Raw genomic sequence first — 26,192 nt, forward strand, 5'->3', positions numbered from 1 at the left:
GGCGAAGGGGTGGTGGCGGTGTCTGACGCGGAGCTGACCGTCGAGGTGACGGGCCCGGTGGCCACGGTTGTGATCGCAAATCCGGGGCGACGTAACGCGATGACCCCGGCGATGTGGCGGCAACTGCCGGTGCTGCTGGACCGGCTGGAGGCGGACACCCGGGTCCGGGCGTTGGTGCTCACCGGCGCGGCCGGAACCTTCTGCGCCGGGGCCGACCTGGGCGACCTCGATGAACTGCTGGAGGCCGGGGACGCCAGCATCGCCGTGGCTGCGGAGGAGCGACTCGCCGCCTTCGGCCGGCCCACCATCGCCGCGATCTCCGGTGCCTGCGTCGGGGGCGGCTGCCAGCTCGCGGTCGCCTGCGACCTGCGGTTCGCCGCCGCCGACGCCCGGTTCGGCGTGCCACCGGCCCGGCTGGGCCTGGTCTACCCCGCACCCACCACCCGGCGGCTGGCTCGGCTGGTCGGGCCGTCCGCCGCGAAGCATCTGCTCTTCACCGCCGACCTGATCGACGCCGAGCGGGCCCTGCGGATCGGCCTGGTCGACGAGGTGCTGCCGCCGGACGAACTCGCCGACCGGATCGCCGCGGTCACCGCCACGATCGCCGACCGCTCGCGGCTCACCGTCGCCGCCGCCAAGGAGATCGTCGACGAGCGGGCCGACGCGGAGCGGATCGCCTGGTGGCACGGGCAGGTCCGGGACAGCGGCGAGGCGCGCGAGGGGGTCGCGGCGGCCAACGAGCGCCGGCCGCCCCGGTTCGGCTGGGCCCCGCCCGCCGCCGACTGACCTGGGTACGGCGGCAGCGCCGGGTGACGTTCCGCGTGTCGGCGGCGGTGGAGGCCGGCGGGTGCCGCGCCGGGGCGTACCCCTGACGCGGCCCCCCGTTCCCGCCGGCCGGTCCGTCACCCCGGGCGCCGCCCCATCCGGGCGGCCGGTCCGTCACCGCCCGGCGGGCACCGCCCCACTCGGGACGGCCGGAGAGGGTCGCAGCGACACGCGTCTGAGACGCAACGACTCGGCTCGTTCCCGGCGGGTTGGTTGACCTTGCATGATCACGGTAGGTCGGCGGGGGCGAGACGGGCAACGTATTTCGATCCAGCGTCGGCCTCGGCGGGCCGGTGCTGCCGGCGGGAGCGGGCGGCGGCCCGGGCGTCGGCCAGCGGACGATCGACCCGGACGGCCATCCGCACGATCAGCTCGCCGTCGAGCAGCGGCCGGTTCACCTCACCGGCGATGGCCAGGGCTGGCCCGGAGACCGACCGCCAGATGGCCGTCAGTCCAGCGGCGAGCCCGACCAGGGCGACGGCCGCGCGGGCGGTGGGGGAGCCGGACGCCGCGGCGGCGCTCACCCCGACCACCGCCAGGAGCACCACCAGCAGCGGTACGAGGACCGGCCAGAAGACCCCCCGGGCCGCCTGCACCACCAGCCGTCGGTCCCGGACGATCACGTTCCGGGCGACGATCGCGTAGTCGTCCTCGTCGAGCAGGTCCCGGGGGTTCAACCCACCGGTCAGCACGTTGCGCCACAGCTCGCCCTGGTTGCGCAGCTCCCGGGCCAGCTCGGCGAGGCCCGCCTCGGCCGGGTCGCCCAGCCCGGCCCGGGTGACCGCGCCGGCCCACGCCGCGAGCGACCGGCGCACCACCGCGGCCGAGTACGGCGGCAGCACGCTGGCCAGCTCGTCCAGCCAGCGGCTGATCTGGAACTGTCGGCCGGCGAAGCGCCACGGCACCTGGTCAGCGTCGCCGCGCCGGACGGTGTCGGCCAACGACCGGCCGAGCCGGTAGGCCAGCCCCACCCGGTAGTTCGTGGCCGTCGCCCAGCGGAGCACGTCGACGTTGAGGTCGTCGAGGGCGAGCAGGATCTCGTCCGCCTCGGTCGGCAGGGCCGCCCGGACGGCGGCGGTGGACGGCGTGACCCAGGCGGCGAGGGCCGGCCCGGCTGCGGGCCAATCGGTCGGTCGAGTTGGCCCGGCGGCGGGTCCGGGCTCCGGTCCGGTCGGCCCGGCCATGGGTCCGGTGGCGGGATCGCCCGTGGGCCCGGCGACCGCCGTGGTGCGGGTCAGCGCGGCGATCTGGGCGAGCGCCATGTCGATGCCGTCCAGGTACATCCGCATCCGTCGCCGGCCGGACATCTCGGTGAGGTTGGTGAGCTTCGCCGGTGGTGCCTTCGGCCGCTCATCCGTCGTCAGGTCGGCGGTCCGGGCGTAGTGGTACGCGTCGGCCATCCACCAGCCCAGCCGCAGGGCGGTCACGATGCAGGCCCGCTCGTCCCGCAGCAGGCCGTACGCGTCGTCGTCCCGGCCGCCGCCGGGTGCGTCGTCGACCGGCGGCCGGTCGGCCGGTGCGCGCCGGTGCGCTGTCGACACCCTGTCTGACCTCCCGTATCGGCCGTCGCCGGCGTCGCTGGGCGTCAGACGAGCGTAGAACAGTGGCTGGCCGTTTCGCGGTGAATTCGTTGCTTTAGCGGTTATTTCGACACGTTAATAGGGGGCCCTTCCTATACCGGAAGCGTTAATAAGGTGCCCTTTCTTTCCTCCGGAGGAGGCCGTGGGGACGGATCGACCGGACGGGCTCGGCCGCCCCGCCGCAGGCCCGGAGGATGTGGTTCGCGGCGATGATCCCGGTCGCCGCCGACCGCTCCATCAACGCGCTCGGGAAGTCGGTCCGGATGCCGTCGCCGGCCAGGTAGAGCCCGGCGGCGTCGGTGCGTACCGCCGGCCGCCCGGCGTGGCTGCCCGGGGTGAACGCCGGGGCCTTCGCCTCCACCCGGGCGCGCAGCTCGCGCACCCGCAGCCGGGCCGACTCCGGCCAGAGCGCCACCAGCTCGGCGCGCATCCGCTCGGCCAGCTCCTCGGCGGGCACGCCCTCCTCGCAGGCGTACGCGTGCAGCTCCACCACCGAACCGCCGGTGCGCTCCGCCCAGCGGCGCGACTCGTTCTCCAGCCGGTGATACAGGGTCACCGAGTCCAGCGTGGGCTGCCGGGACACCCCGCTGAACACCGCCCGTCCCGCGTCGACGTCCCCGTCGCACCAGTACCGCGCCACCGCGTACGGCGGGCCGGGGGTGCCGAACGCGGGCATGGCCGCCACCAGCTGCGGCGCGGCCCCGGCCAGCACCGGCGAGGCCGCGACGAGGGCGGCCAGCGCCGGCGGGTCGACGGCGAGCACCACGTGCCCCGCCGGGTACGCCGAGCCGTCGGCGGCGGTCACCCGCCACCCGGCCGGGCCCCGGTCCAGCCGGGCGGCGGCGGCCCCGGTGATCACCCGTCCGCCGTGCTTCTCCACGTGCCGGGTCAACGGCTGCCAGATCGCGGTGGCGTAGTCCTCGTCCGGGCAGTCGAAGGCCAGCCCCTCCGGGTTGCCGAGCAGGTAGAAGTGGAACTGGGCGATCATCTCGGCCGCCGACATCTCCGCCTCGTGGTTGAAGAACGAGTGGGAGAAGACCTCGAACAGCATCGCCCGGGCCCGGTCCGGCAGCCGCAGCGAGCTGAGCAGCTCGTCGGCGGTGGCGTGATCGAACTCGGCGTACGTGCGCACCGGGTCGTAGGCGAGCAGCGGCAGCGCGGCGTCGCGGTCCATCCGGCGCAGGTCGGCCAGGCGCAGGCTGGGGCTGCGCAGCAGCAGGGCGAGCAGGTTCGCCGGCGGGGCCGGCGGCAGCCTGCCGAACTCCTCGGCCGGCCACTGCCCGCTCAGGATCGGATAGCCCGGGACCGGCCTGAGGAAGCCCAGCTCCGGATCGACCCGGCGCAGGATCGACCGCCAGTTGTAGTACTGCCGGAAGAACGCGTGGAAACCGTGCTCGTTGACCTGGGCGCCGTCGGCCAGCGCCTCCGGCCACGCGCCCAGCCGGCCGCCGAGGGTCGGCGCCGCCTCCAACACCGTCACCCGCACCCCGCGCTCGGCGAGGACCACCGCCGCCGACATGCCGGCGATTCCGCCACCGACCACCACGGCCTCGGTCGGGCGCGGCACGCGCGGGGCTCCACCGCCGCCCGGGTCCACCACGTGCTGTCGTACGCCGATGAGCCGACCGATCATCCGCGACAGTGTCATGCGTCACAGTCTGCCCCAGCCTCGGTGGGAGGACATCGCTCAGCGCCCCGCGTCGGCCGGGGGTCCTCCCCCCGGCCCCGGGCCGTGGCGTTCCCGGTCGGAGGCCGGCCAGACGTACTCCAGGGCCAGGTCGACGTCGCCGAAGATCGGGCGGTAGTGCTCCGGCGCCTTGCGCACCAGCGAGGAGCGGTGGCTGCGGTGCAGGTCGTCGAGGCCCAGCCAGGGCGGTAGCTCGCCGGCGGCGGCCAGCTCCGCCTGGGTGCGCACGACGGCGATGCCGCAGGCGGCAGCGAGGTCGGTGACGAGCGTCGCCGCACAGGTGTCCGCCCGCCCCGGCTCGCACCACACCGCACAGACGTCGAGGCCGTAGCGGACCAGCGCCTCCTCGTACCCGGCCCACATCTTCACCGCCGGGTGGTTGCGCCAGCCGTACCCCGGCCAGGTCAGCCCGCGCAGCACCTGGATCGCCTCCACCCGCTGCTTACCGAGCCGCTTGGTGTCCAGCGTCCGGGCGCTGGCCAGGAAGTCCGGGTACGGCAGGAACGTCTGCATGCCGCTGCTCTACCCGTCCCGGGGCGCGGCATTCGTTCGTGATCACGGGGCTGCGTGGTCTCGCGCCCGCTGACTACGATTCGGCGCATGGCGGATCCCCTGCGTGATCGTGCCCGCCGCGCGACCGGCTGGCGGCTGCGGATGAACGGGGAGGGCCGTCCGCACTACGTCGTCTGCGGGTCGGACCCGTTGGCGTACTGGGTGGTGCGGGCGCTGCTCGCCACCGAGCTGGACTCCGGCCGGATCCGGATCACCCTGGTGGTGCCCGAGCGCCGCCGCTCCGAGGGGCCCGACGGCAGGGACGTCCAGGGCATCCAGGTGGTCCGGGCCGACCGGCTCGACGAGGCGACGTTCCGACGGGCGGGCCTGGCCGGTGCGGACGGGCTGGCCCTGCTGCACCAGGACGACGTCGGCAACATGCACGCCGCGCTCTGCGCCCAGGAGGTCGAGCCCCGGCTGCGGTTGGTGGTGCGGATGTTCAACACCAGCCTGGCCAACGGGGTTCGGCAGCTCTTCCCCGACTCGGCGGTGCTCTCCGACGCGTCGATGGCCGCTCCCGCTTTCGTGGCCGCCACGCTCGGCGAGGTCGCGCCGACCCACTTCCGGCACGGCGGGCGCACCCTCTACGTGGCCCGCCGCGCCGACGTACGCCCGGAGACCGTGCTCTGCGCGGTGGCCGACACCCGCGATTCCGCCCGTCCCCGGCTCCTGCCGGCCGACGAGACGACCGCCGACGTGGTGCTCGCCGAGGCGGCCGGGCAGCCGCCCGGCACCGAGCTGGCCGCCCGCCGGTTGGTCCGCGCCCGACGCCGCCGCCAGCCGCTCGCGGTGCTGCTCCGGGCGGTCCGTAGCTTCGCCACCCGCAAGATCGGCGTCGCGGTGCTGGTGCTGCTCGCGGTCATTGCCGCCCTCGGCTGGCTCAACGCCCGGGCCGCCGGGGTCGACTGGGCGGACGCGCTCTACCTCACCCTGGTCACCACGCTCACCGGCGAGGACCCGGACGTCACCAAGCCCGTCGCCGCGCAGGTCATGCAGGTGGTGCTCAACCTGGCCGGGCTGGCGCTGATCCCGCTGATCACCGCCGTGGTGGTCGACGGCATCGTCAACGCCCGGCTGGCCCTGCACGCCGGGCGGATCCAGCCCGACCGGGCGGGGCACGTCGTGGTCGTCGGGCTGGGCAACATCGGTACCCGGGTGATGGCCCAGCTGCACGACTTCGGCGTCGAGGTGGTGGCCATCGACAAGACCCCGGATGCGCGGGGCACCTCGTTGGCCCACCGGCTCGGGGTGCCCGTGGTGGTCGGCGACGCGGCACTGGAGGAGACGCTGCGGTCCGCCTCGGTCGAGACCTGCCAGGCCCTCGTCGTGGTCTCCACCGACGACGGGGCCAACCTGCGGGCCGCGCTGAACGCCCGGGGGCTCAACGCGGACCTGCGGGTGGTGCTGCGGCTCTTCGACGGCGATTTCGCCGAGCGCATCCAGAAGGCGTTCGACATCGGCATCTCGCGCAGCGTGTCGTACCTGGCCGCGCCCTCGTTCGCCGCCGCGCTGCTGGACCGGGCGGTGATCGCCACCATCCCGGTGGGCCGGCACGCGCTGCTGGTCACCGAGATCCCGGTGGTCGCCGGCTCGCCGCTGGACGGCCGCCCGCTGGCCGCCGTGGCCCACCCCGGCGAGGTGCGCCTGCTCGCACACGCCCGTCCCGGCCAGAAGGCCGACTGGTCCGCCGACTCCCGCCTGGTGATCGGCGCCGGTGACCGGCTGACCGTGGTGGCCCGTCGGTCCGGGCTGACCGCCCTGCTCCGCGAGACCACCCCGCCCCCGCCGGCACACCCGTCCGACGCATAACCGCTGGCCCTCTGCCCGAGGGTGCGCGAGACGGCCCGATCAGCGCCCATGGCGGCGGACGCCGTACCCGGCGGACAGCGCGGGTCGGCGCCAGTCGCCCAGTCGGCCAGGCAGCGGCACGTCGTCCCACGGCACCCGGCGCAGCAGCCGGTCGAGGAGCAGTCCGAGCAGCAGCCCGGCCACCGAGTCGGTCAGCCAGTGCCAGCCCAGGTACGTGGTGGTGCTGAACACGACGATCGGCGGGACCAGTCGGACCGCGGTGACCAGCCGCGGCGGGACGGCCCGGCCGAAGCTGGCCAGCAGCGGCGCCAGCAGCAGCGCGATGACTCCGTACCAGATGATCGCGTTGGCGACGTGCCCCGACGGGTAGGACTGGGCGAACCGCACGGGCAGGTCGTGCTGGAACAGCGGCAGGGTCGCCTCGGCGGGCAGGAACGGCTCCTTGACGCTGGCGCTCGGTGCGGGCCGCGCGGTCCAGAGCTTCAGCGGGCCGATGGTGAGGTAGGTCAGCACGAAGGCCAGCACCGGCGGCAGCACCGGGCGCACCGAGCGCACCCGGACGGCCAACAGCACCCCCATGCCCAACGCGATCAGGGTCAGCGGCGTGCCCTGGCCCAGGTAGTTGAAGACCACCGCAACCCAGTACGCCGCGGTGGGCCGGTGCGCCTCGGCCCAGTCGGCCACCGCCCGGTCGACCCCGAAGAGTCGGTCGGCGGCGAGTGCGGCCGTCAACCCGGCCAGGGCCGCGAGCAGCAGCGCGTCGCACCACCAACCGGCCGGGCGCACCGGCCTGAGCTGCACTTTCCGCCGTACCGTCTGGGTTTCCCGCACGCGGACACGCTACCGGCCCGCCGACCGGCCGTTGTGGGGCGAACCACGAAGAGAAGCGTTTGGCCGGTTGAGCCGTCATGCTTGGCGGCGTGCGGATCACCTCTGCCCTCGTGGACCCGGCGCTGCTCGACCTTCCATGGTCGACCCCGCTGGCGGAGTGGCCTGCCGAACACCTGGTGGCGCTGCCGCAGGGCATCTCTCGGCACATCGTCCGGTTCGTTCGGCTCGCCGGCCACGTCTACGCCTTCAAGGAGACCCGCGAGCGAATCGCCGAGCGGGAGTACGACCTGCTCCGGGCGCTGGAGCGGATCGACTTCCCCTCGGTGGAGGCGGTGGCGATCGTCGCCGACCGGCAGACCGAGGACGGGGAGGCCCTGGAGTCGGTGCTGATCACCCGGCACCTCCAGTTCTCCCTGCCGTACCGGGCGCTCTTCTCGCGCACCCTGCGCCCGGAGACGATGGGCCGGCTCCTCGACGCGCTGGCCGCCCTGATCGTCCGGATGCACCTGACCGGCTTCTTCTGGGGGGACTGCTCGCTGTCGAACACCCTGTTCCGTCGGGACGCCGGGGCGTTTGCCGCCTACCTGGTGGACGCGGAGACCGGGGCGCTGCACACCGCCCTCTCCAACGGCCAGCGCGGCGAGGACCTGGAGATCGCCCGGGTCAACATCTTCGGCGAGGCGCTCGACCTCCAGGCCGCCGGGCTGCTGCACGACTCGATCGACCCCGAGGTGGTGTGCGAGGAGGTCGTCCAGCGCTACGAGCGGCTCTGGCACGAGATCAGCTACGAACAGCAAGTCGAGCGGGAGGCCCGGCACGACATCGAGGGCCGCATCCGCCGCCTCAACGACCTGGGCTTCGACGTGGCTGAGGTGGCCATGTCCACGATCGCCGACGGGCGGTACCTGGTCCGGCCGAAGGTGGTCGATGCTGGACACCACCACCGCCGACTGCTTCGGCTGACCGGCCTCGACGCCGAGGAGAACCAGGCCCGCAAGCTGCTCAACGACCTGGACGCCTACCGGGCGGAGAGCGACCTCACCGACGAGCAGCAGGCGGCCCACCGCTGGCTGACCGAGGTCTTCGAGCCGGTGGTCCGGGCGGTGCCCGCGCACCTGCGCCGCAAGCTGGAGCCGCAGGAGCTCTTCGCGCAGATCATCGAGCACAAATGGCTGCTCTCCGAGCAGGCCGGCCGGGACGTCGGCATGGGCCCGGCGATGCAGTCGTTCCTGTCGGACGTGCTGGTGCACCGCCCCGACGAGCAGGCCGTCCTCGGCGTCGAGGTGAACACCCTGAGCTGACCCCGCCCGGCCCCGCCCCGCCCGCGGGCCGCAGGTCACAGCCCGGCGGCGACGGCTGCGGCCACGAAGAGTAGTTGCAGCGCGGTGCGCTGGGGCAACGGCGTGACCGGGCGCCCGGCGAGGGTCAGGGCTCGGCGGGCCGCGAAGACGTTCGCCGGGAACATCGCCAGCATGAGCAGCGCGAGCCCGGCAGCGGCGTACGGCGCGACGGGCGCAACGAGCAGGCCGACCGCGCCCGCCAGTTCCAGGACGCCGGTGGCGGTGACCAGCAGGTCGGGTCGGGGCAGCGACGGTGGCACCATCGCGGCGAGGTCCCGCCGCCAGCCGGGCAGGAAGTGGGGCACGCCGGTGACCACGAGCATCAGCGCCAGACCGCCGCGCAGTGCGGGCTGCCAGCCGTCCAGCGCGTCAACGCCGGCCACGCCGACCAGCCGCAGCGCGACGAACCCACCGAGCAGAGCGATGAATGGACCCATGCCTACGCCTTCCCACTGGAAAGTTTCCATCGTAAAGATACTCCCGGCGCAGGGATTTTTCCAATGGCAAGATATGGTTGACGCATGCCAGGGACCGCAGAGGTGGGACGGATGGACCAGCACGGCTACCACCACGGCAACCTCCGGCGGGTCATGCTCGACGCCGCCCTGCGGGCCATCGACGAGACCGGCCCCACCGGCTGGAGCCTGCGCGAGCTGGCCCGAAGCGCCGGCGTCTCGCACACCGCCCCCGCGCATCACTTCGGCGACAAGACCGGCCTGCTGACCGCTGTGGCGGCCGAGGGATTCGAGTCGTTCGCCGAGACGTTGGCGGCGGCGGGCGACGACTTTCACGAGGTCGGCACGGCCTACGTCCGCTTCGCCGTCGCCCACCCGGCGCACTTCCGGGTCATGTTCCGGCCGGAGCTCTACCGGCCCGACGACCCTGCCGTCGCCCCGGCGCGAGCGCGCTCCGCAGCCATCCTCGCCACCGGCGCACAGAGCCTTTCCCCCGATCCGGCCCTCGACCGGAAGATCGCCGTCGCCACCTGGTCCATGGTGCACGGCTTCGTCAGCCTGTGGCTCGGCGGAGCTCTGGCGGACGGCCCCGAGATCGAGCCGGAGGCGTTCACTCGCGAGATCATCACCCTCGCGTTCGGCCACCTCCGGGAGCCACCCGTCGACATGCCCTGACGGGCGACGCTCGGTTTCGTCGTCCTCGGCCCGAGTGCCTGTTACTCGACCGGCCGGCCCGATCCGGCAGTGGCGGGACCGGCCATCTCGATGGCCCGCAGTACCGGGCGTCGCGGCCCCTGTGGAGTTGCCCGCGGGGCCGGGGCACCGGTCCGGCCGCGCGGCCTATCGACCCGGGGCGACCCCGTTCGCGCGCAGCCACCGCAAGCGGGCGGCGGGGTGGGCGCTTGAACGGGGCAGCTCCACGTGCACTGGCGCGGACCTTCCCGCCCGGCTGCTGGGTGCCGTGCACCGTCGCGAAAACGGGTCCGGGCCTGCCGTGAGCCGGCCCCGGGGCCCGCTCACGGCAGGCCCCCGGCGAGGTCACTCCACCCAGGAGCCGCCGCGCATCACCCGGGCCACGTTCAGGTCGTCGTCGAGGACGATCAGGTCGGCGCGGAGGCCGACCTGTAGCGCGCCGACCCGGTCGCCGAGGCCGATCGCCCGGGCCGGCGTGGTGGCCACCATCCGGCAGGCGTCCGCCATCGGGATGCCGGCGTGCACGGCGTGCCGGAGGGCGGCGTCCATGGTGAGGGTGCTGCCGGCGATCGCGCCGTCGGAGGCCAGCCGGGCCACCCCGTCGGCCACGGTGACGGCCTGACCGCCCAGGTCGTACTCGCCGTCGGGCATGCCGGCGGCGGCCATCGCGTCGGTGATCAGGGCGGTCCGCTCGGGGCCGGCGGTCGAGGTGGCGAAGGTGAGCATCCCGTCGTGCAGGTGCACCCCGTCGGCGACCAGCTCACAGACCACGTTCGGGGCGTCCAGCAGGGCGATCACCGGACCCGGCTCGCGGTGGTGCACCGGACGCATGCCGTTGAACAGGTGGGTGCCGACGCTCGCGCCGGCCGCCACCGCGGCGCGGGTCTGGTCGTACGTGGCGTCGGTGTGCCCAATCGCGGCGACCACCTGGTGGGCGGTGAGCAGCTTGATCGCCTCCAGTGCTCCGTCACGCTCCGGAGCCAGGGTGACCATCCGGACCGCGCCCTCGCCCAGCTCGATCAGCTCGGCCAGCTCATCGGTGGACGGGTCGCGGAGGAACTCGGGGTTCTGCGCGCCGCAGCGGGCCGAGGAGAGGTACGGCCCTTCGAAGTGGACGCCCGCCAGCACCCCCTCGGCCACCAGCGGCCGGTACGCCCCGGTCGCCGCCCGCATCAGCTCGAACGGCGAGCTGACCAGGCTGGCAAGCAGGGTGGTGGTGCCGTGTGCCAGGTGGAACGCCGCCGCCGCGCGGGCGGAGTCGGCGTCGCCGGTGGTGAAGGTGTGCCCGCCCCCGCCGTGGGTGTGCATGTCCACGAAGCCCGGCACGATCCAGTGCCCGTCGTGCGCCGACGGGTACTCGGCGACGGCGGTGATCCGGTCGCCGTCGATCTCCACGCAGCCCTGCCGGACCACGCCGGTGGGGGTCACCACCTTGCCGTTCACCCGAAGAGCCATCACTTCTCCAGACTGTCGAGGGCGAGCAGGGCGGCGCCGAGGCAACCGGCCTCGTCGCCGAGGGCCGCCGCGACGAGACGCGGCTCCCGGTGGAAGGTCATCCGCTCGTGCAGCGCCGCGCGCAGCGGGTCCAGCAGGTGGGGGCCGGCCTGGGCCAGGCCGCCGCCGATCACGATCGTCTCCACGTCGAACAGCGCCTGGCCGGTGGCCAGCCCGTCGGCCAGCGCCTCGACGGCCTCCGCCCAGACCTGGACGGCCGCCGGTTCGCCGTCAACGGCCCGGTCGGCCACCTCGGCCGCCGTGGCGGGCGTGCCGGTCAGCTCGGCGGTGGTGCCGGGCGTGCCGGTCAGCTCGGCGTACCGGCGGGCGATCGCCGAGGCCGAGGCGATCGCCTCCAGGCAGCCGGGGCGGCCGCAGCCGCAGCGCGGGCCGTCGGGGCGTACCAGGATGTGGCCGATCTCCCCGGCGGCGCCGTGCGCGCCGACGGCGGCCGACCCGTCGACCACGTGCGCGGCGGCGATGCCGGTGCCGATCGCGACGAAGAGCACGTGTCCGGTGCCCCGGCCCGCGCCGAGCCGGGCCTCGGCCAGGCCACCGGCGCGCACGTCGTGGCCGAGCGCCGTGGGTAGCCCGAGCCGCGCCACCGCCAGGTCCCGCAGCGGTACGTCCCGGAAGCCGACGTTCGCCGACCAGACCGCCATCCCGGCGGCCTCGTCGACGACGCCGGGGACGGCGACGCCGAGCGCCACCGGGGCGAGCCCGTCGGCCCGTGCCCTGCCGGCCAGCCCTTCGGCGACCTCCAGGATGGTCTCGACCACCGCGTGCGGGCCGCGGCCCGCGTCGGTGCAGTGGCGCTCGACGTGTATGGCGACGCCGTCCGGGCGGACCAGGGCGCACTTCATCCCGGTGCCGCCCACGTCCAGTGCGACGACGACGTCGGCTGGGCTCACGCCAGCACCACGGAGCGGCTCAGGTGCCGGGGCGCGTCCGGGTCGAGGCCGCGGCTGGTGGCCAGGGCGACGGCGAAGCGCTGGGCGAGGATCAGGTCGGCCATCGGGTCGACCGGGGTACGCCCGGCCGCCCAGCTTGTGAGCACCGTGTGGCACCCGTGGGTGCGGCTGTGCGCGAACGCTGCCCCGGTGGCGGCGACGTCCTCGGCCAACCCCTCGGGAATGGCGCCGAACGCCCAGACCAGCCGGCCGGGGGCGGCCACCGAGATCGGGCCGTGCCGGTAGTCCATGGCCGGGTACGCCTCGGCCCAGAAGGTGGCCGCCTCGCGGCACTTCAACGCGGCCTCCTGGGCCAGCCCGACGGTCCAGCCCCGGCCGAGGAAGGTGACCTGCTCGATCAGGGCCGGGTCGATCGGCAGCGGGGCCCGGACAGCGACCTCGGCATCGGCGGCGAGCGCGGAGAGGTTTTCGCCGAGGTGGGCGCGGAGCACGGCCAGCGCGCTGGTGGCGAACCGGGTCTGCACCACGGACCGCTCGTCGGCGAACGGCATGGGCACGGCGGCCGAGGCGAGCTCGACGGCGGGGGAGGCCGGGTCGCCGACGATGACCGTGGTGGGGAGTTGGCCGCGCAGCGCGGCGAGCAGCTCCAACACTTCGGTGGTGGTGCCGGAGCGGGTGATGGCGATCAGCCGGTCGTAGCGGCGGCCGGCCGGGAACTCGGACGCCTGGAAGGCGTCGGTCTCGCCGAGGCCGGCGGCCTCGCGCAGCCCGGCGTACGCCGCCCCCATGAACCACGACGTGCCGCAGCCGACGACGGCGACCCGCTCCCGGGGGCGCGGCAGGTGCTCGGCGACCGTGGGGGCCAGCAGCGCCGCCTCCCGCCAACAGTCGGGTTGACTCGCGATCTCCGCGTGGACGAACGCCATGAGAACTCCTCGCCGGGAGGCCGTGCGCAATACGGCGCGATATGGCCGTCTTTCGCGCGTCATTCTGTGTGAAACACCGTGGCCCTGGCAACCGCCTCCCAAGATCGCGCAGGGCGGAGCTTTGCGCCAGCCTAGTTTCGCGCACTACTGTGCACGAAATCGATCAGCATTCGTGCAGAGTCAGTGGAGGGCCACGCAGTGGACCGGTACGCCCGATGGAACGCGCTGCTGGAGATGCTCACTGACAACGGCCGGGTGAGCGTCGAGGAGGCCGCGGCGCGGCTCAAGGTCTCCCAGGCCACCATCCGGCGCGACTTCGACCAGCTCGCCCAGCAGCAGATGATCACCAGGACCCGGGGTGGCGCGGTGGCCAACGGTGTCTCGTATGACCTGCCGCTGCGCTACAAGACCGCCAAGCACTCGGCCGAGAAGCAGCGGATCGGAGCGGCCGCCGCCGCGCTGGTCACCCCGGGCACCGTGGTCGGCCTCAACGGCGGCACCACCAGCACGGAGGTGGCCCGCGCGCTGGCCGTTCGGCCGGACCTGAACACCAGCGCGGAGGGTGCCCAGCTCACCGTGGTCACCAACGCCCTGAACATCGCCAACGAACTGCTGGTCCGCTCCCGGATGAAGGTGGTGGTGGCCGGCGGGGTGGTGCGGCCCAAGTCGTTCGAGCTGGTCGGCCCGCTGGGCGGGGCGCTGCTGCGCGAGGTCACCCTGGACGTGGCCCTGCTCGGTGTGGACGCGATCGACCCCCAGCTCGGTGCCGCAGCCCACCACGAGGGCGAGGCGGCGATGAACAACCTGATGGTGGCCCGGGCGAAGCGGGTGGTGATCATCGCGGACTCGTCCAAGCTGGGCGGGCACGCGTTCGCCCGGATCTGCCCGGTGGACCGGGTGGAGACCCTGGTGACCGACTCCGGCGCCGCCCCCGAGGTGGTCGAAGCGTTCCGCGCTGCGGGGGTCCACGTGGTCTGCGCCTGAGCGAGGTACTCCCTGCACCTGCGCCACCTCCCGACACGCCGGGATGCATACCGAGTATTGCGGCCGTTTGCATACCGCGTATGGTGTGCGTCGTCACCTGTACTCATCGGGGGAGGCGCAGCTTTGCCTGCTGTCCTGGAAATAGAAGGTCTACGCAAGACGTACAAGAGTCGACGCCGGGGGGTGCGGCACGCCCTGGACGGCTTCGACATGGTGGTCGAACAGGGCCAGGTGCACGGCTTCCTCGGCCCCAACGGGTCGGGGAAGACCACCACCCTGCGCACCCTGCTCGGCCTCATCCGGCCCAACGGCGGCCGGATGGCGATCTTCGGTCAGGAGGTGCCGGCCGCGCTGCCCGCCGTGGCCGGCCAGGTCGGCGCGATCGTGGAGAGCCCGCAGTTCTTCCCGAACTTCTCCGCCCGCGACACCCTGTCGCTGCTCGCCGGGGCCGGCGAGGTGCCGCAGAACCGGGTCGACGAGGTGCTGGAGCTGGTCGGCCTGCGGGACCGGGCCGGCGAGCGGGTCAAGACGTACTCGCTGGGCATGAAGCAGCGGCTCGCGGTCGCCTCGGCCCTGCTAAAGAAGCCGAAGCTGCTCATCCTGGACGAGCCGGCAAACGGCCTCGACCCGGGCGGCATCCGGGAGATGCGCACCCTGACCCGCGACCTCGCCGCCTCCGGGATGACCGTGCTGCTCTCCAGCCACATCCTCGGCGAGATCCAGCTCATCTGCGACTCGGTCACCATCATCTCGCTGGGCCGGCGGGTCGCGTTCGGCCCGGTCGACCAGGTGCTCGCCGAGCACTCCGGCGGCGGGGTGCGGGTCCGCCTGGAGGCGGTCGCCGACCTGCCGAGGGCGGCCGACGCGCTGACCAGGGCGGGCGTGGCGGTGAACGCCCAGCCCGACCACCTGATGCTCGCCGGGGTCGACAAACCGGCCATGGTGAGCCGGCTGCTGGCCGAGCAGGGCCTCTACGTCAGCGAACTGGCCCCCGTCATGGTCGACCTGGAGAGCGTCTTCCTGGAGCTGACCGCGACCGCTCCCGTGCCCGGGCAGCACCGCCAGGTCGACCAGTCCACGAAGGTCGGTGGCCCGGGTCAGCCCGGCGCCGCCGGAGGAGGTTGGGGCGCATGAGCCTCTATCGCACGGAGCTGCGCCGGCTCGGCAAGCGGCGCCTTACCCGCTGGGCGACGCTGCTCGGCCTGCTGGTGCTCGGGGCGGTGCTCGTCGGGGTCTTCTTCACCAACCAGAAGATCGACGCCGAGCAGCAGGCCATTGCAAAGAGCCGGGCCGAGCAGCAGCACCAGGATCAGGTGCGCGAGGCCGAGCGGGAACGGGCGGCCTGCGTGCAGGCCAAGGCGTCCGGCCAGGATCAGCCCGAGGGTCGGTACCCGACGGACTGCGCGATGATCGAGGCACCGCCTCGGGAGAGTGTCGAGACCCAGTGGTTCCTGCCCTCGACGTTCGACTTCCGCCTCAGCTTCGAGGAAATGGTCATCACCTTCACCTCGATCGTGGCGCTCATCGGGTTCGTGGTCGGCGCCTCCTTCGTCGGCGCCGAATGGAACTCCGGCGGGATGATGAACCTCCTGCTCTGGCGGCCCCGGCGGCTCACCGTGCTGCTGACCAAGCTGGCGGCGCTGCTGACCGGGCTGGTAGCCGTCTCCGTCGCCGCCCTGGTGGTCTGGACCGCCGGCTTCTGGGCCGTCGCCACGCTGCGGGGCAGCACCGCGAAGATGACCTCCGGCGCGTGGCAGTCGTTTGCGTTGACCGAGCTGCGCGGGTTGGCGCTGATCGTGGTCGCGGCGACCCTCGGGTTCGCGCTCGCCTCGCTCGGGCGGCACACCGCGATGGCTCTCGGCGGGGCGATCGGGCTCGTCGTGGTCGGCCAGTTCGGCCTCGGCATCATCATGCAGATGGCCGGCGCCCGGTTCCTGGAGGCGTGGCTGCTGCCGACGTACGTGCTGGCGTGGATGCAGAAGAAGGTGACCCTGGAGGACTGGGAGTCCTGCAACGCCACCTACTACGGGGAGTGTAAGCCGGACACGCTCGACGTGACCTGGGGGCACGCCTCGATCCTGCTCGTCTTCGGGCTGGTGACCATCCTCGGCGCGGCGCTGGTCACCATGCGCCGCCGCGACATCGCCTGACCCGCGGCACGTCCGCCACACCGGCCGGCCCGGGCCGCACCGCTCGTCCGATGCGGCCCGGGCCGGCCCTGGTTAGGCTGGGGATCCCCGGTCGGCACGCCGCTGCCGTCCCCTCGCCCGCCCGCGTGAGGAGCGCCATGTCGCCTGCCGACGCCTCTCCGGCCGCCACCGACCGGCCCGAACCGTCGGGCCCCGCTGGCCGGCGGGGCGAGGCCGGCCGGGAGGCCACGGGCGTCCGGGAGGGCGTCACCGTCCCCCCGCCCCGTGCCGCGCCCGAATCGTCCGTCCCGGCGTTCCAGCCCCGCGCCGCGCCCGAGTCCTCCGCCCCGGCGTCCGACGGCGCGGTGATCGCCCCCGGTGCGGACGCCGCGGTCGACGCCGGCCTTACCGAGCGGGAAGTGCGCATCCTCGCGTTCGAACAGCAGTGGTGGCGGCACGCCGGCGCCAAGGAGCAGGCGATCCGGGACGCCTTCGGCCTCTCCGCGACGCGCTACTACCAGCTCCTCAACGGGCTGCTGGACAATCCGGCCGCGCTGGCCGCCGAGCCGATGCTGGTCGGCCGGCTGCGTCGGTTGCGTTCCTCACGGGCCCGCAACCGACGACGCTGACCGGCTCAGCGGACCTCGTAGCTGCGCAGGCCGTTGCCGATCGCGAAGAACGTCGGCGCCCACTCGCCGATGAAGATGCCCCAGCGGTCTGCCCGGTCCACGCCCGCCCGTTCCAGGTGCTTGGACATGAACCAGCTGGTGAACGACAGCCCGATACTGACGAACCCGGCCAGATAGGCGTGCTCCGCCTTGATGCCTGACTGGTGCAACCGTGCCAACATGCGATCCCCCTGTCGCCGTCGAACGCCCCCGGCCGCCGACCGGCACGCCGGTCGGGCCGCCGTAGTGGCCGATCACCCTGACGCTACCTTCGGTCACCGTTGCGTGTCGCAGAGTTGTGGCGATGTCCCCGGGCGCGCCCCCGGGCGGCATTTCCCCGCCGCGGTCCGACCGGCTCGTACCCGCCGGCGGACCGGCCGCAGCGGGCGGAAAGGGTGGACGCGGGCGGGCTCGGCCGGCAGACTGCGCCACGTGGCAGGTGTGGTCAAGCTGGAGCCGGTGGACGAGCGGAACCTGGAGCCGTTGCTCTCGGTGGCGGTCGCCGAGGCCGAGCCGGACGACGTGATGCCCCCGGTCGACGCGCCCGCCGGTTGGTCGCACGCCCGCCGGGAGGCGTTCCGTGTCTACTACCGGACGGGTTTCGCCGGTTTCGAAGGCCCGGCCCGCACCAGGATGTACGCGATCCTGGTGGGCGGCGAGGTGCTGGGAATGATCCGGATGACCCGCTGCCCGGCACCCGGCACCGTCGAGACCGGCCTCTGGCTCGGCCGGTCTGCCCGAGGGCAGGGGGTGGGCGTCGCCGCCCTGCGGGAACTGCTCAACCTCGCGGCGGCGGCCGGGATGCGTACGGTCGTGGCGTACACCACCCGGGAAAACGTGGGTGCCGTGTCGGTGCTGTGCGGGTGCGGCGCAGTCCTGGCCGAGAACGGCGACACGGTACGCGCCGAGATCTCCCTCGACGCCATCCCGCCCGCCCGCTGAGCGTCCTCGGAATCGTCCGCTCGGCTTACGCCCTTTCCGCTCCGCGCCGGCGCGCTCAACGCGCCGCGCGGGCCTCCGCGTACGCGGCCAGCCAGGCGACCTGGCCGGGGTCCAGGGACGGGCGGACGCGCCTCCGTGCCGCCTCGACGTGCCCGGCGGTGACCGTCGAGGCGGTCAGCGACTCCCGCATCGCCGCGAGCGCCGCCTCCCGCACCAGCGCCGCGCAGTCCGCCCCCGAGAAGCCGTCCAGCCCGTCGGCTAGGTCGGCGAGGTCGACGTCCTCGGCCAGCGGGACGTTCCGGGCGGCGGCGCGCAGGATCTCCGCACGGGCCGCCCCGTCGGGCGGGGGCACGTACACCAGCCGTTCCAGCCGGCCCGGCCGCAGCAGGGCCGGATCGACCAGGTCGGGGCGGTTGGTCGCGCCGATCACCACCACGTTGCGCAGCGACTCGACGCCGTCCATCTCGGTGAGCAGGGCGGCGACCACGCGGTCGGTGGTGCCGCCGTCGCTGGCCTGGCCGCGTACCGGGGCGAGGGCGTCGACCTCGTCGAGGAAGACCAGCGTCGGGGCGGCCTCCCGGGCCCGGCGGAACAGTTCCCGGACCGCCCGTTCACTCTCGCCGACCCACTTCGACAGCAGCTCCGCGCCCTTCACCGAGAGCACGTTGGCCCGGCCCGACCCGGCCAGCGCGGTGACCAGGTAGGTCTTGCCACAGCCGGGCGGCCCGTAGAGCAGCACCCCGCGTGGCGGCCGGACCCCGAGCCGGGCGAAGGTGTCCGGGTAGGTCAGCGGCCAGAGCACCGACTCGGTCAGCGTCTCCTTGACCTCGACCATGTCCCCGACGTCGTCGAGGGTGACGTCGGCCAACTCCAGGGTGGACCCGGCCATGGTGGTCGGCCGGACCACCTCGGAGGCGGCGGTGAAGTCGGCCATGGCCACCGTCGGCGTCTCGGCCGACTTCTGTCGCAGCGCCGCCCGCACCCCGGCCTCCCGGACCAGCGCGGCCAGGTCGGCGGCGACGAACCCCGGCGTACGCCCGGCGACCTCGTCGAGCCGGACGTCCCCGGCCAGTGGTACCTGCCGGGTCAGCACGGTCAGCTGCTCCCGGCGTAGCGCCTGGTCGGGCAGGGGCACGGTGATCCGGAGGGAGAGCAGGTCGGGGGCGCGCAGCGCGGGGTCGACCGCCTCGGGGCGGCTGGTCGTGCAGACCACCGCCACCCCGGCCCGGAGGGTGTCGGCGAGAAGCTGCCGGAAGACGGTGGAGAGCGGCCCGGGGTTCTCGGTCGGGGCGAGCGCCTCCACGTCGGTGACCAGCAGCACGGCCGGGTTGTTCCCGCGTACCTCGTCGGCGGCGGCGCGCAGCCGCCGTGCTGCCGCGTCGTTGGTGAGCGCGGCCAGCTCGGGCGCCCAGATCGGGCGAACGGTTGCCCCTACCCGGGTGGCGACCGCCCGGACCAGGGCGGACTTGCCCGACCCGGCGGGCCCGGCGACCAGCACCCCGAGCGACACGGCGGTGCCCAGCCGGCCCAGCACCTCCCGGTGGTGGAACCCGAGGTCGAGCAGCTCGGTCAGCTCCTCGGCCTGGGCCCGCAGCCCGGGCAGCTCGTCCACGCCGGGCGCGTCCTCGGCCCCGCCCACGTCGCCGGTCCGGTCGACCGGGTGGTCGGCACCGGCACCCCGGTCGGCCGGGGTCGTGCCGTCGGCCCGGTTCGTGCCGGGCAGTCCGCCCGTGCGGGTGGTCTGGCCGTGTTCCCAGCCGACCACCGTCTCCATGGTCACCAGCGCACCGACGTCCGGCTCGGCGGCGGTCACGGTGAGCAGGGTGCTGGTCCAGGCGTACCCGACGGTGTTCGAGAGGCTGCGCCGGGCGGCCTCGACGAGGGTCCGCACGGAGGCGTCCGGCAGCACGTCCTGGGGCAGCAGGGAGACGTCGTCCCCGGCGGTGACCACCTTGCCGAGCAGGGCCAGCCGGAGCATCTCCGGGGAGACGGCGGCGATCACCCCCACCGGCCCGGCCAGGGTCACCCGGCGGGCGGCGGTGACCGGCGCGGGACTCACCGTCACCTGTCCGCCGTTGCGGATGCCCAGGTTGCCCAGGAGCAGGTCGTCGGCGTAGAGCAGGGCGGTGCTCGCATCCGCCCCGGCCGGGGCGACGATGCCGGCCGTCACCCGCCGCCCGGCCAGCCGGACCGGATCGCCGGGGCGCAGCGCCAGCGCGGTCAGCACCTCCGGGTGCAGCCGGACGACGCCGCGCCTGGCGTCCAGCGCGGCTGGTCGCAGAATGGCGGTGAGAGTCAGGTCGGGTGCGGCCATCGCCCGAGGGTAGCCGCCCCCTGAGGGACAGGGGCCGCTGGATCGAGCCCGGGGACGGTTCAGTCCCGCGTCGCCCGGGTGGCCCGGTCCAGCGCCCGGTCCAGGAGGACCAGCAGGGCGTCCCGCACCGAGAGCCGGTCCCGGGCGTCGAACTGCACCAGGGGCACCTGATCGCCGATGGCCAGGGCCCACCGGATCGAGGCGAGGTCCAGGGCCAGCCGGCCGTCGAAGGCGTTCACGCCGACGACGAACGGCAGCCCGGCCCGCTCGAAGAAGTCGATCGCCGGGTAGCAGTCGTCGAGCCGGTCGCCGTCCACCACGACCAGCGCGCCGAGCGCCCCCAGGGCGAGGTCCTCCCACATGAACCCGAAGCGGGACTGCCCGGGGGTGCCGAAGAGGTAGAGCTTGAGGCTGCGGTCGATGGTCACGCAGCCGAAGTCCATCGCCACGGTGGTGGTGGTCTTGGCGGACCGGTCGCCCGGGTCGTCGACGCCGATCCCGACGCTGGTCATCTCCGCCTCGGTGGTGAGCGGGGCGATCTCGGAGATGGCCCCGACGGTGGTCGTCTTGCCGACGCCGAAGCCGCCGGCGATGAGGATCTTGACCGGGATCGGCGGCGCGATCCGGCCCGTACCGGGCTCCGGCGTGGCGTGCCGCGGCCCAGCCGGCGGCCGGTACGGCGGCGCTGGGGTCGGTGGCGCTGGGTACGGCGGCGCTGGGTACGGCGGGGAGGCGTGCCCGGGGACGGGCGGTGCACCCGCCGCAGTGCCGTAGCGGCCGGCGGCGCTGTTGCCGGCCAGCCCACCGAGCGGGGCCGTCGGCCATTCAGGAGATCGCACGAAGTCCATCAATCACTCGCAGGATGATGTCGGGGTCGAGGGCGTCCTCGGACGTGCCGACGTGCACGTCGAGGTGGCCGGCGGCGCGTAGGTCGCCGACCAGGACCCGGGTGACGCCGAAGTGCATCTGGGTCCGGGCCGAGATCTCGGCGACCGAGATCGGCTCACCGCACAGCGCGATGATCACCTGGAGTTCCGAGGCGAGCAGGGACGCGGACCCGGCGTTGCGCCCGCCGGCCTGCGGCCGGGCGGTCACCTGGGTCTCCAGCCCGATGGCCGGGTCCGCCCCGGCCACCCGGCCGGCGGTCAGCACGAACGGGCGCGGTCCGGCCGGTCGGACCGGCTCGGGGTCGACCGGTGCGCCGGGGACGCCGCCCGGCGCACCGTCGTCGCGCCGGGGGGACGACGCCCGCAGGTAGGGCCGGATCCGGACCACAGGTTCCGGATCCGGCCCGGCGCTGGCGACGCCCGAGCTCACTGCTGGACGGCGTTCTTCAGCTCGGCGATCAGCCGCGGTGTGAGGGCGCCGCCGGCCCGCCCCGCGAAGAGGGTCATCTCGTACGCCACGGTGCCGAGGTTCGCCGACCGGTCGGCGACCACCCCGAGCACGGAGCCGGCGCTGATCGCGCTGATCAGCAGGTAGCCGTCGGCCATGTCGACGATCACCCGGTTCAGCCCGCCGAGGGCGTACCAACTCGCCGCGCCACCGGCGAGGCTCGTCATGCCGGAAACCACGGCGGCGAGGCGTTCGGCGTTCGAGCGGTCCTTGATCGCCGACATGGCCATCAGCAGCCCGTCGGAGGAGACCGCGATTGCCTCCACCACCCCGGCGGTGCTGGAGGTGAACGAGTCCAGCAGCCAGTTGAAGGTTCGGGCCTCCGGGCTCAGGTCCCCGGGATGGTTCTGATGCTCGATGTTTTCGTGCAGGAACGGGCTGGTCACCGTGTCGATCCCTTTTCGTAGCGGCGGTCTGGACAGACTTCGCTCAGAGCACGGGCGACGCCCGCCTCGAACTCGTTGATCAGGTCCCGCACCTTGGCCGGATCGCCGGGGTGCACGGGTGGAACGGGTCGGGTCGGCGGGACGGTCAGGCTGGCGCCGGGAACCCGCCGGCTCAGTTGGACCTGGCCCGGCAGTTCGGTCGCCCCGGCCGGGCTGCCGGTCGGTGGCCGCAGCTCGGCCCGGCGTACCCCGGCCTCGAACTCCTCGACCAGCGTGCGGGCGGCGATCGGGTCGGCGGTGGAGGCGTCCACCGGGCCGACGGTCGGCCCGGTGCGGGGCAGGCTCGCCCCGGGAACACGTTGCCGGATGCCCGAGCCTCCCCGCAGCGCCCCGGCCACCGATCCGCCCGTCCCGGCGAGGCTGGCCGGTGGTGCGAGGCCGGCCGGCGGTGAGCCCGCTCCCGTCCGGGGCGTCGACCCCGCTGCTGGTGGGGTGGGCCGGGCGACCGGCCCACCGACCGACGGCGGGGCGGGGAAGGCGGCGCCCCGGGTCCGCTTGGGTAGCGGCGACGTGGTGTCGAGGCCGACGGCCCCGCCGACCGGCGCGGCGTCACGGTGCGGCCGGGCAGCGCCGGGGGCCGCCGGGGGAGCGGCGGCGGGCGCGCCCGGCGTGACGCCGGCGGTCGGCGGGGTGACCAGGGCCGGCGACGGGCCGGCGGTCGGCGGAGCGGTCCCGGGGGAGCTACCTGACCCGGTGGGCGAACTGGCCCCGAAGGCGTCCCAGGACTCGCCGCCCTCCATCGACCGGGTGGCCCGGGTGAGCACCTCGTGGTCGACCCCGAGCGCTGCCGGGCTCCGCTCGTCGGACCCGGCCGGCGCAGCCGGCGGGTGGGGCGACGCGGTGACGGCGGCCAGGGCCCGGCCGGGGCCGGCCGGCCCCGGCCGGGCAAGAACGGCCCGCCGGTCCCGGGTCGGCACCATCGCCCGGGCCACCGTGACACCGGCCCGGTCGGCCGGGGGGACGATCAGCAGCGCGGACGGGATCTCCACGCGGGCGGTGACCCCGCCACCGGTGGTGGGGACGAGGTCCACCGTCCAGCCGTGCCGGCGGGCCAGCCGGCCCACCACGAACAGTCCGAGCACCTCGGTCGGGGCGAGGTCGAGCCGTTCCCGGCGGGTGAGCCGGGAGTTCTCGCCGGCCAGCCGCTCCTCCGACATCCCGATGCCCCGGTCCACGACCGACAACCGGATGCCGCCCTCGGTGGGCGCGGCGGTCACCACCACCCGGGTGTGCGGCGGGGAGAAGACGGTGGCGTTCTCCATCAACTCCGCCAGCGCCAGCACCAGGTCGCCGACGATGGCCGGTGCCGCGGACACCCCGGGCGGAACCGACACGTCGACGCGGGTGTAGTCCTCGATCTCACCGAGCGCGAGGCGGACCACATCGGCCAGCGGCACCGGGGCGGAGTGCCCGTCGGTGCCGGTCGAGCCGGAGAGCACCACCAGGCTGCCGGCGTTGCGGCGCAGCCGGCTGGAGACGTGGTCGAGGCGGTACAGGTGCTCCAGCCGTACCGGGTCGGTCTCCTGCTCCTCCAGCCGGTCGATGATCGCGATCTGCCGGCCCACCAGGTTCTGCGTACGCCGCCCGACGTGCCCGAACATCTGGGCCACGTTGCGCTGGGCGGCGATCTGCCGCTCCACCAGCCCGGCCGCGGTGGCCTGCACCCGATCGAACGCGCGGGCCAGGTCGCCGATCTCGTCCTGGCCCCGGACATCGACCGGGTCGAGGCGGATCGACGGGACGCTTTCGCCTTCGTCGTCGGCGACCCGGATCAGCTCGGACTCGGCGGCCCGGGCGACCCGGTCGGCGGAGCGGGTGAGCCGGGTCAGCGGTCGGGCCACCCTCCGGGCCACTGCGACGCTGAGCAGCACCATGACCAGTAGGACGGCGGCCGCCGCGTCGCCGACCAGCCAGGCGGCGATGAGCGCCCGACGTTGCTCGGCGCGCACCTGCACGGTGACGTCCGCGATGATTTTCTTCTCCACGAACTGGCCGAGGGTGATCATCGAGAGGGCCGACGGGAAGAGCACGTCGGGCGGGATCCCGGCGATGGCGGCGGCGGGGTCCCGCGAGCTGTCGGCGAGGAACGTCGGGCTGGTCCGGGCGGCGACCGCCGCGTCGTCCAACTGTGCCAGCCGCAACTGCTCCGGGGTGATCAGGCTGCGGAACCGCCTGTTGTCCACGTTGAGCGTGGCCACGCAGGCGACGTAGCTCGCGGCGGCCCTCGGATCGCCCGTCGTCCGCACGAGGACGATCAGCGTGGCGCACCGCGCCATCGCCTCGTCCGCGCGCAGCAGCCCGTCCAGGGCCAGCACCTGCTGGCCGATCGTGGTGGTGGTGTCGACCAGCCAGGGCAGCCGCAGAGCCGCGATCAGCGCCATTACGACCGGGTCGAAGGTCTGCATGACCTGCTCCGGGGTGGCCCGGCGGCCCAGCACGGCGGTGCGCAGGTCGGCCAGCCGGCGCACCCCGTCCAGGGCGCTGGCGACCCGGTCGGGAAGCTGGTCGCCCAGCTCGACGCGCAGATCGGCGACGCGGTCGTCGACGCTGGCCGACTTCTGGATCAGCTCGGTGCCGGCGATCCGACCGAGTAGCAGCCCGACCGAGAGCGTGCGCTCCTGTTGGAGGTCCTGGACCAGGGTGCCGACCCGGCTGGCCACCCGGACGGCCTCGGCGGTGTCCGCGGCCCGTTGGGCGGTGGCGACCCGGTCGTACACCACCGGCACGGCAAGCCCGACCATGCTGAGCAGCGGAATGATCACCAGCAGGGCGAGCTTGCCCCGGATGCGGAGCCTACCGAGCATCGAAGTGCCCCCACCGTTCGGCGCCGGCGGCGCGGCCCTGTCCGGCCGGTTGGAGCGTCCGGGGCTCGGCCGGGGGGAGCGTGCCGAGCGGCGCGAGTCCCCGCGGGTCGGCCGGCGGCTCCCAGTCGGCGTCGCCCGGCGACGCGCCGGTGTTCCCACCGGCCCGCTGCTCGGCGGCGGCCCGCTGACGGGCCCGGCGGAACGCGGCGAGCAGCACCGCTCCGAGCGCGGCGACCAGCAGGACGGCCGCTCCGGCCGCCGCCACGGCCAGCCACCGCGCCCGGTCGAGCTGGTCGATCCGGTCCCGCAGCAGCGCGTCCAACTCGTCGAGGATGACCGGCTGGAGTTGTTTGGCGGTGACCTGCACGTCGGTCCGGACTGCGGCGAGCGCGGCGAGATTGCGTCTCGTCGCCGCCTCCTGCCCCAGTTCGGACGCGTCGGTCGGGGTTCCGAGCACGTCGAGCCGCTCGATGGCGCGTTGGTAGGTGTCCAGCGGGGTGATCACGCTCGCACCGAGCTTGTTGCTCTCCGTGCTGTCCACGGCCGCGCGGAGGTTGGTGACCAGGTCGTTGGCGGGGGAGATGGCGCCTGTCCAGAGGGCACCCAGCTCGGCCGTCATGTTGATTCGCTCGGCGGCCGGAGCACGGGCGGCGATGCCGGCCAGGTCGGCGAGCCGGCCGGTCGCCACCAGCGACTCGGGCAGTTCCTCGCTGATCGCATCCTGGAGGTAGAACGTGTCCGGCCGCGGGTCCCGGATCAGCCCGGAGCCCTCCCGGACCTTGCGGTGCAGGGCCAGCAGCAGGTCGGTGACCTCGCCGTACGCGACGAACGCCGCGGCCGGGTCGGTCAGCGCCCGGTCGGGCAGCGCCTCCAGTTTGGCGCGCAGCCCGGTCCACCGGTCGTGGGTGCGCAGTTGCTTGCCGAGGCGGGTGTCCACCGAGGCGGCGTCCTCCACCGCGCGGTTCAGGGCGTCCCGGGAGTCGGTCCGGCCGGCCACGGCGGCGGACTGGGCGTCGACCAGCGCCAGGGTGACCGGGCCGAGGGCCCGCAGGTATTCGACTCCCAGCCGCTCGCGGACCGCCAGCGCCCGGTCGTCGTCGGTGAGCAGCCGCTGCTGGGCGAAGAGGAACGCCACCGGCGCGAGCAGCGCCACGACGAGCAGCAGCGACAGCACACGACCCGTGAGGGTGGGCCGTCGACGGACCCGTTCCGCGGGGACGGTCATGGGTGTCTCCTCCGGCGACGGCGGGGGACGGTGCTGGTGTCGGGGGTCGCCGATGCAGTCCCGCTCACCGGACCGGAAACTAACCGACCTCGGCCGGCCTCCAGCGCGACTGGCCGGTCAGGTTTGCGGCACTTCGAGCAATGTCGCTGCTCGTGTCTTGTTGGACACTCTGCGCACCCCTG

General features: G+C 74.2%; 24 protein-coding genes. 9 read left to right on the top strand and 15 right to left on the bottom strand.

The window, feature by feature from the left end:
• The first annotated feature begins 12 nt into the window (after positions 1 to 12).
• Positions 13 to 786 carry an enoyl-CoA hydratase/isomerase family protein gene (locus tag SNR22_RS25285; protein ID WP_320069218.1) on the top strand — a complete coding sequence of 258 codons (774 nt, stop codon included), beginning with the start codon at positions 13 to 15 and terminating at the stop codon, positions 784 to 786.
• A 266-nt stretch (positions 787 to 1,052) separates the two neighbouring features.
• Here SNR22_RS25285 and SNR22_RS25290 read toward each other — a convergent pair whose 3' ends face one another.
• The 3 genes from SNR22_RS25290 to SNR22_RS25300 all read right to left on the bottom strand — a co-directional run bounded on the left by SNR22_RS25290 (position 1,053) and on the right by SNR22_RS25300 (position 4,605).
• On the bottom strand, positions 1,053 to 2,366 hold the full coding sequence (locus SNR22_RS25290; protein WP_320069154.1) for a hypothetical protein: 1,314 nt from the start codon (positions 2,364 to 2,366) through the stop codon (positions 1,053 to 1,055).
• Positions 2,367 to 2,511: 145 nt separating this feature from the next.
• Positions 2,512 to 4,053 (bottom strand): FAD-dependent oxidoreductase, encoded by a 1,542-nt coding sequence (locus SNR22_RS25295; protein ID WP_320069155.1) that lies wholly within the window; start codon positions 4,051 to 4,053, stop codon positions 2,512 to 2,514.
• A gap of 39 nt (positions 4,054 to 4,092) precedes the next feature.
• Complete coding sequence (locus tag SNR22_RS25300) at positions 4,093 to 4,605, bottom strand: MSMEG_6728 family protein (protein ID WP_320069156.1); 513 nt, start codon at positions 4,603 to 4,605, stop codon at positions 4,093 to 4,095.
• An 87-nt stretch (positions 4,606 to 4,692) separates the two neighbouring features.
• On the opposite strand from SNR22_RS25300, the gene SNR22_RS25305 reads away from it, so the two are divergent.
• Positions 4,693 to 6,453, top strand: coding sequence for a potassium channel protein (locus SNR22_RS25305; protein ID WP_320069157.1), 1,761 nt, complete (start codon positions 4,693 to 4,695; stop codon positions 6,451 to 6,453).
• Between the two features lie 39 nt (positions 6,454 to 6,492).
• On the opposite strand, the gene SNR22_RS25310 is transcribed toward SNR22_RS25305, so the two are convergent.
• Positions 6,493 to 7,284: a phosphatase PAP2 family protein gene (locus SNR22_RS25310; protein WP_320069158.1), complete on the bottom strand. Its 792-nt coding sequence runs from the start codon at positions 7,282 to 7,284 to the stop codon at positions 6,493 to 6,495.
• Positions 7,285 to 7,361: 77 nt separating this feature from the next.
• Between SNR22_RS25310 and SNR22_RS25315 the strand changes: the two genes are divergently transcribed.
• Positions 7,362 to 8,585, top strand: a complete 1,224-nt coding sequence (locus SNR22_RS25315) for a DUF4032 domain-containing protein (protein ID WP_320069159.1) — start codon at positions 7,362 to 7,364, stop codon at positions 8,583 to 8,585.
• A gap of 35 nt (positions 8,586 to 8,620) precedes the next feature.
• Here the strand turns inward: SNR22_RS25315 and SNR22_RS25320 are convergent, their stop codons facing one another.
• Positions 8,621 to 9,061, bottom strand: a complete 441-nt coding sequence (locus SNR22_RS25320) for a DoxX family membrane protein (protein ID WP_320069160.1) — start codon at positions 9,059 to 9,061, stop codon at positions 8,621 to 8,623.
• Between the two features lie 84 nt (positions 9,062 to 9,145).
• Here SNR22_RS25320 and SNR22_RS25325 point away from each other — a divergent pair, with 84 nt between their 5' ends.
• Positions 9,146 to 9,754 carry a TetR/AcrR family transcriptional regulator gene (locus tag SNR22_RS25325; RefSeq protein WP_320069161.1) on the top strand — a complete coding sequence of 203 codons (609 nt, stop codon included), beginning with the start codon at positions 9,146 to 9,148 and terminating at the stop codon, positions 9,752 to 9,754.
• A gap of 363 nt (positions 9,755 to 10,117) precedes the next feature.
• Here SNR22_RS25325 and nagA read toward each other — a convergent pair whose 3' ends face one another.
• The 3 genes from nagA to SNR22_RS25340 are packed head-to-tail and all read right to left on the bottom strand — an operon-like array spanning position 10,118 to position 13,103.
• Positions 10,118 to 11,227 carry an N-acetylglucosamine-6-phosphate deacetylase gene (nagA, locus tag SNR22_RS25330; RefSeq protein WP_320069162.1) on the bottom strand — a complete coding sequence of 370 codons (1,110 nt, stop codon included), beginning with the start codon at positions 11,225 to 11,227 and terminating at the stop codon, positions 10,118 to 10,120.
• A complete protein-coding gene (locus tag SNR22_RS25335) occupies positions 11,227 to 12,177 on the bottom strand; it encodes an ROK family protein (RefSeq protein WP_320069163.1) in 951 nt (316 codons plus the stop codon). The genes nagA and SNR22_RS25335 overlap by 1 nt, the downstream gene beginning before the upstream one ends.
• Positions 12,174 to 13,103: a sugar isomerase gene (locus SNR22_RS25340; protein ID WP_320069164.1), complete on the bottom strand. Its 930-nt coding sequence runs from the start codon at positions 13,101 to 13,103 to the stop codon at positions 12,174 to 12,176. The genes SNR22_RS25335 and SNR22_RS25340 overlap by 4 nt, the downstream gene beginning before the upstream one ends.
• 198 nt (positions 13,104 to 13,301) lie before the next feature.
• Here SNR22_RS25340 and SNR22_RS25345 point away from each other — a divergent pair, with 198 nt between their 5' ends.
• From SNR22_RS25345 to SNR22_RS25360, 4 genes are all read left to right on the top strand, one after another.
• Positions 13,302 to 14,087 carry a DeoR/GlpR family DNA-binding transcription regulator gene (locus tag SNR22_RS25345; protein ID WP_320069219.1) on the top strand — a complete coding sequence of 262 codons (786 nt, stop codon included), beginning with the start codon at positions 13,302 to 13,304 and terminating at the stop codon, positions 14,085 to 14,087.
• A 183-nt stretch (positions 14,088 to 14,270) separates the two neighbouring features.
• Complete coding sequence (locus SNR22_RS25350; protein WP_320069220.1) at positions 14,271 to 15,221, top strand: ATP-binding cassette domain-containing protein; 951 nt, start codon at positions 14,271 to 14,273, stop codon at positions 15,219 to 15,221.
• A complete protein-coding gene (locus tag SNR22_RS25355; protein ID WP_320069165.1) occupies positions 15,218 to 16,237 on the top strand; it encodes an ABC transporter permease subunit in 1,020 nt (339 codons plus the stop codon). Before SNR22_RS25350 ends, SNR22_RS25355 begins: the two co-directional genes overlap by 4 nt.
• Positions 16,238 to 16,374: 137 nt before the next feature.
• Positions 16,375 to 16,845, top strand: coding sequence for a DUF3263 domain-containing protein (locus SNR22_RS25360; RefSeq protein ID WP_320069166.1), 471 nt, complete (start codon positions 16,375 to 16,377; stop codon positions 16,843 to 16,845).
• A 5-nt stretch (positions 16,846 to 16,850) separates the two neighbouring features.
• On the opposite strand, the gene SNR22_RS25365 is transcribed toward SNR22_RS25360, so the two are convergent.
• On the bottom strand, positions 16,851 to 17,066 hold the full coding sequence (locus tag SNR22_RS25365) for a hypothetical protein (protein WP_320069167.1): 216 nt from the start codon (positions 17,064 to 17,066) through the stop codon (positions 16,851 to 16,853).
• A 250-nt stretch (positions 17,067 to 17,316) separates the two neighbouring features.
• On the opposite strand from SNR22_RS25365, the gene SNR22_RS25370 reads away from it, so the two are divergent.
• Entirely contained in the window at positions 17,317 to 17,826 is a 510-nt protein-coding gene (locus tag SNR22_RS25370; protein ID WP_320069168.1) for a GNAT family N-acetyltransferase, read from the top strand.
• A gap of 55 nt (positions 17,827 to 17,881) precedes the next feature.
• On the opposite strand, the gene SNR22_RS25375 is transcribed toward SNR22_RS25370, so the two are convergent.
• From SNR22_RS25375 to SNR22_RS25400, 6 genes are read right to left on the bottom strand one after another with little or no spacing between them, the layout of a single operon-like run.
• Positions 17,882 to 20,140 (bottom strand): AAA family ATPase, encoded by a 2,259-nt coding sequence (locus SNR22_RS25375; protein WP_320069169.1) that lies wholly within the window; start codon positions 20,138 to 20,140, stop codon positions 17,882 to 17,884.
• Between the two features lie 59 nt (positions 20,141 to 20,199).
• Positions 20,200 to 20,988 (bottom strand): GTP-binding protein, encoded by a 789-nt coding sequence (locus tag SNR22_RS25380; protein ID WP_320069170.1) that lies wholly within the window; start codon positions 20,986 to 20,988, stop codon positions 20,200 to 20,202.
• A complete protein-coding gene (locus SNR22_RS25385) occupies positions 20,966 to 21,457 on the bottom strand; it encodes a DUF742 domain-containing protein (protein ID WP_320069171.1) in 492 nt (163 codons plus the stop codon). Before SNR22_RS25385 ends, SNR22_RS25380 begins: the two co-directional genes overlap by 23 nt.
• Complete coding sequence (locus tag SNR22_RS25390; protein WP_320069172.1) at positions 21,454 to 21,921, bottom strand: roadblock/LC7 domain-containing protein; 468 nt, start codon at positions 21,919 to 21,921, stop codon at positions 21,454 to 21,456. The genes SNR22_RS25385 and SNR22_RS25390 overlap by 4 nt, the downstream gene beginning before the upstream one ends.
• On the bottom strand, positions 21,918 to 24,785 hold the full coding sequence (locus SNR22_RS25395; protein WP_320069173.1) for a nitrate- and nitrite sensing domain-containing protein: 2,868 nt from the start codon (positions 24,783 to 24,785) through the stop codon (positions 21,918 to 21,920). Before SNR22_RS25395 ends, SNR22_RS25390 begins: the two co-directional genes overlap by 4 nt.
• Complete coding sequence (locus SNR22_RS25400) at positions 24,775 to 26,010, bottom strand: hypothetical protein (protein WP_320069174.1); 1,236 nt, start codon at positions 26,008 to 26,010, stop codon at positions 24,775 to 24,777. Before SNR22_RS25400 ends, SNR22_RS25395 begins: the two co-directional genes overlap by 11 nt.
• Positions 26,011 to 26,192 lie beyond the last annotated feature (182 nt).

This window comes from Micromonospora sp. RTGN7 (assembly GCF_033804645.1).
In the GTDB taxonomy this organism is placed as follows: domain Bacteria; phylum Actinomycetota; class Actinomycetes; order Mycobacteriales; family Micromonosporaceae; genus Micromonospora.